Source organism: Acinetobacter sp. GN11 (assembly GCF_054823985.1).
Map to the genome: position 1 here is coordinate 1 of NZ_JRVL01000189.1, position 3,703 is coordinate 3,703.

General features: G+C 37.4%; 4 protein-coding genes. 3 read left to right on the plus strand and 1 reads right to left on the minus strand.

The window, feature by feature from the left end:
- Positions 1–96 precede the first annotated feature (96 nt).
- Positions 97–1,101 (plus strand): AraC family transcriptional regulator, encoded by a 1,005-nt coding sequence (locus tag NL42_RS15410; protein ID WP_461313402.1) that lies wholly within the window; start codon positions 97–99, stop codon positions 1,099–1,101.
- 97 nt (positions 1,102–1,198) lie between these two features.
- On the plus strand, positions 1,199–1,825 hold the full coding sequence (locus NL42_RS15415) for a sterol desaturase family protein (protein ID WP_461313403.1): 627 nt from the start codon (positions 1,199–1,201) through the stop codon (positions 1,823–1,825).
- A 63-nt stretch (positions 1,826–1,888) separates the two neighbouring features.
- On the opposite strand, the gene NL42_RS15420 is transcribed toward NL42_RS15415, so the two are convergent.
- A complete protein-coding gene (locus NL42_RS15420; protein ID WP_461313404.1) occupies positions 1,889–2,740 on the minus strand; it encodes a LysR family transcriptional regulator in 852 nt (283 codons plus the stop codon).
- A 94-nt stretch (positions 2,741–2,834) separates the two neighbouring features.
- Between NL42_RS15420 and NL42_RS15425 the strand changes: the two genes are divergently transcribed.
- Positions 2,835–3,703: DMT family transporter (locus NL42_RS15425; protein WP_461313405.1), on the plus strand; the 869-nt coding region annotated here is incomplete at its 3' end.

Below are 3,703 nucleotides of genomic sequence, written 5' to 3' on the forward strand. Positions count from 1 at the left end.
CCTGATCATTAAACTAATATAAGTTTCCGAGATATAGAATCAGCAATAAAATCATGATTGAATATGCGCTATAATTTATAGAGTTGTCATCAAATTATGTCTAAAAATTCTTCAGACGCTGGAATTTTTTTATGGATGACTTACCAGACTATGCAAAAGATGGGCTTAGATGCAGCATCTATTTTTGCAAGTGTAAATTTGCCTAATCAACCACCCGATAAAAATATTCGTAGAGATAATTCTACCCAACATCGTTTTTGGACAGCTGCTGAAGAAATTAGCCAAGATCCTGATATTGGCTTACATGTAGGTAAGCAAATGCCGCCGTTCCGAGGTTTGGTTATTGAATATCTATTTTTGAGCAGCTCTACATTTGGTGAAGGATTGCAGCGCGCTATAAGATATCAAGCCCTACTTACAGATGTATTTAGCCTTTCCTTAACCATTAATGAAGATCAAGCAATATTATCGGGTTTTGAGCATCCCGTAAGACATTATCTAGAATGTGGGATTGGTATTTTCCTTAATTTTTTTAAATATATTACTAATAATGAGTTCAGACCTAGTCATATTACTCTACCTTATCAACAAGGCGCCTCGGCTAAAACTTATCAAGAGATGTGGGAATGCCCCGTCATTTTAGACCAAACAAAAGGTGCTATTGTTTTTCCTAGTGTACTATTAAATAAGACCTCGCCAGCTGCTGAGCCAGAATTATTAAAAATTCATGAAACTCTTGCGGAACAACAGCTATTAACATTAGAAAAGCATCAACTCATTCATGTAATTGAACGTTTGCTTAGTAATGGATTACTTGAATCTGGGCAATTTGATCAAAAATTGATTGCAGAACAATTAAACCGCAACCCTCGTACTCTTCGCGCTGATTTACAAGCTATTAATACAAATTATGAAAAGATTTTAAATCAACATCGAGAAAAACTTGCCAGACGTTTGCTTGCTAATACACAAGAAACTATTGATCAAATTGTTTATTTAACCGGTTTTTCAGAGCCCTCTGCGTTCACACGTGCATTCAAACGGTGGACTAATGAAACTCCCAGTGCTTATCGACAACGTAAACAAAAACAATCAAATTGATTCTAAAGGCAATTGGTCTACTGCCTATTAGGTCAAAGGGATAAAACGTTCTTCTTTTACAATGGCTTTAAATTGTAATTAAGAAGAAGTGACCAATATGCTTGGATTCCCTGTAGGTATTTTTGTAGCCAATGGCTTGGAATGGTACTTTCATAAAGTTTGGCTGCATGAGTTTCCAAGCCAGTATCGTAATAGTCCATTTTTCACCCATATCGCACATCATAAACGTGCCCGTTTAAATGGCTTCCATGATGAAGGCTATGCCGAATCTATGCTTAAAAATGCTGAAATTTATAATGAAAAAACAGCCTTAATTGGATTAGCAGGTGCTGCTACCATTTTTTTACCTGTAGCTCCTTTTTTTACAGCTGGACTTTATTATGGTTTATGGAATTATTGGCGTGTACATGCTAAATCTCATTTAGACCCAGAATATGCAAAAAAACGTATTCCTTGGCATTATGATCACCATATGACAAGTAATCAGAATGCTAATTGGTGCGTTACCAGACCTTGGTTTGACTATATTATGGGAACAAGAGTAACCACCGAAGTATCTAAAACCGAAACTAATCCTTTAGGAATAAAATTACCTAAATGGGTAGAAAAACCTATTAATTCAGCTGCTAGACGTTTACTTGCTAAGTCTTTTGCCAAAATTGATTTAAATTCTGTTCAGGATCAGACTAATTTACGCAACGGAATAGAAGTCAGTTTGACGTAAATATATCAAAATAAAAAAGCTGCGGACTCCAGCAGCTTTTTATATAAATCGACAGTTAACAGCTTAAACCTTAAAAGGTTCGAAACAGCTCACAAGAAAATCCATTACTACACGTATTGCAGGACTATGTCGTAAATCTTCATGTGTAACTAGCCAGATTTCAGCACTCATCGGATGATCATCTTGTAATCTAACTAAATTGCTAAGAGCGCCTAAAAAATCCGGTAAGACCGCTACCCCTACTTCACCACATGCAGCTCTCCACTGTAATTCAGGATGGTTAGTAACCATTATGGGTTCTTTATGATCTAATCTTTCTTTTAACTTCTGCTGTTTTTGACCATGTACCCCCCCGACTTCTACACTAATCCATTCATAATTTTCAGGGGCTGTTGAAGCCAAATAATTTGGTCCGGCATATATTCCAAAGGGTATTTCCCCTACTTTACGAGCTACTAAATTTTCATCTTTAGGACGGCCAAATCTTACCGCAATATCAGCCTCACTATGCTGTAAAGAAACATAATGAACATCACCGAGCACGCGCAATTTTAATTGAGGGTAATGTCGATAAAACCTGCCCAGATGAGGCATGATGAGATGTGCCGCAGTTAAAGGAGGCATACTAATAGAAACACTTCCCATCACTTCTTGCTGACCAGCCTGAGTTAAACGTTCAATAGAAAATGTTTCTTCCATCATACGAGCAACCACCTGCGCAAGACGTTCACCATCAGGAGTTAGGATGTAAGTACGTGGTCTACGATCGACTAATTTAAGTTTTAAGTTTTGTTCTAGCTGGGCAATTCTTCTAGATACAGTTGCATGATCTACTCCCAATTTTCGGGCAGCCGCTGACAGTGACTTTTCTTCTGTAAAAACTGAAAAGTAATGTAAATTTTCCCAATCAATCATTGTGCAAATTTTCACATTAGAAGTGTATTAATATGGAATTGTACACCTTTATGTAATTGCCCAGAATAAAACCTTTCTTGATGGGAGCCTGTCCATGAACAGAACGGTGGCTTATGCCTATGCTGGTGTTGTCTTAACAATGTTTTTTTGGGGATCAGCATTTAATGCAATGTCTTATATCATTCAACATATGCCTCCGCTATCTGCTGCATCTGAACGGTTTTCAATTGCAAGCCTAGGTTTACTTCTGATCTTTTCAATCACAGGCAAATTAAGATGGACAGCTTTAAGTCAAAATTTAGTTATCTACCTTGTTATTGGGGTAGTTGGCATTGCAGGATTCAACATCGGTTGTTTTTATGGCTTACAGACTACATCTGCCGTGAACGGTGCTTTAATTATGGCAACTACACCGTTAATGACCCTATTAATGACAATTGTTTTGGACGGTGAAAAGCTTACCCCTAGTAAATTTTTAGGCGTTTTATTCGGCTTAAGTGGTGTGTTACTTGTGATTAGTCAGGGGCATATAACAACGTTGCTTCATCTAAAAATAGATATTGGCGATCTATTTATATTATTAGGAGCTTTTGGATTTTGCTTAGCTAATGTTCTATCTCGCCGCTATGTAAAAAATGCTACACCACTAGAAACAACGACTTTTTCTATGATGTTTGGGGCAATAACACTTAGTGTATTAAGTATGATATTTGAAGATCCTCTTACAGCCATCACTTCTGCCCCTGTAAATGCACATTTGGCCATGGGATATGTCGTTATTTGCTCAACAATGATTGCTTATTTATTCTGGTTCAATGGCATACAAAAGTTAGGAGCTGGCCGTGCTTCCGTCTTTTTTAACTTTGTACCAGTGTTCAGTATGCTGATCGCCCTAGTTACTGGGCAATCTCTTAATGTGTGGCAATTGCTAGGAACAGCTTTAGTCATGCTGGGTGTAATGAG

Bases quoted from the DNA above. Each gene is read 5' to 3' on its own strand.
- NL42_RS15410 (WP_461313402.1), top strand. From the start codon at position 97: ATGTCTAAAAATTCTTCAGACGCTGGAATTTTTTTATGGATGACTTAC.
- NL42_RS15415 (WP_461313403.1), top strand. From the start codon at position 1,199: ATGCTTGGATTCCCTGTAGGTATTTTTGTAGCCAATGGCTTGGAATGG.
- NL42_RS15420 (WP_461313404.1), bottom strand. From the start codon at position 2,740: ATGATTGATTGGGAAAATTTACATTACTTTTCAGTTTTTACAGAAGAA.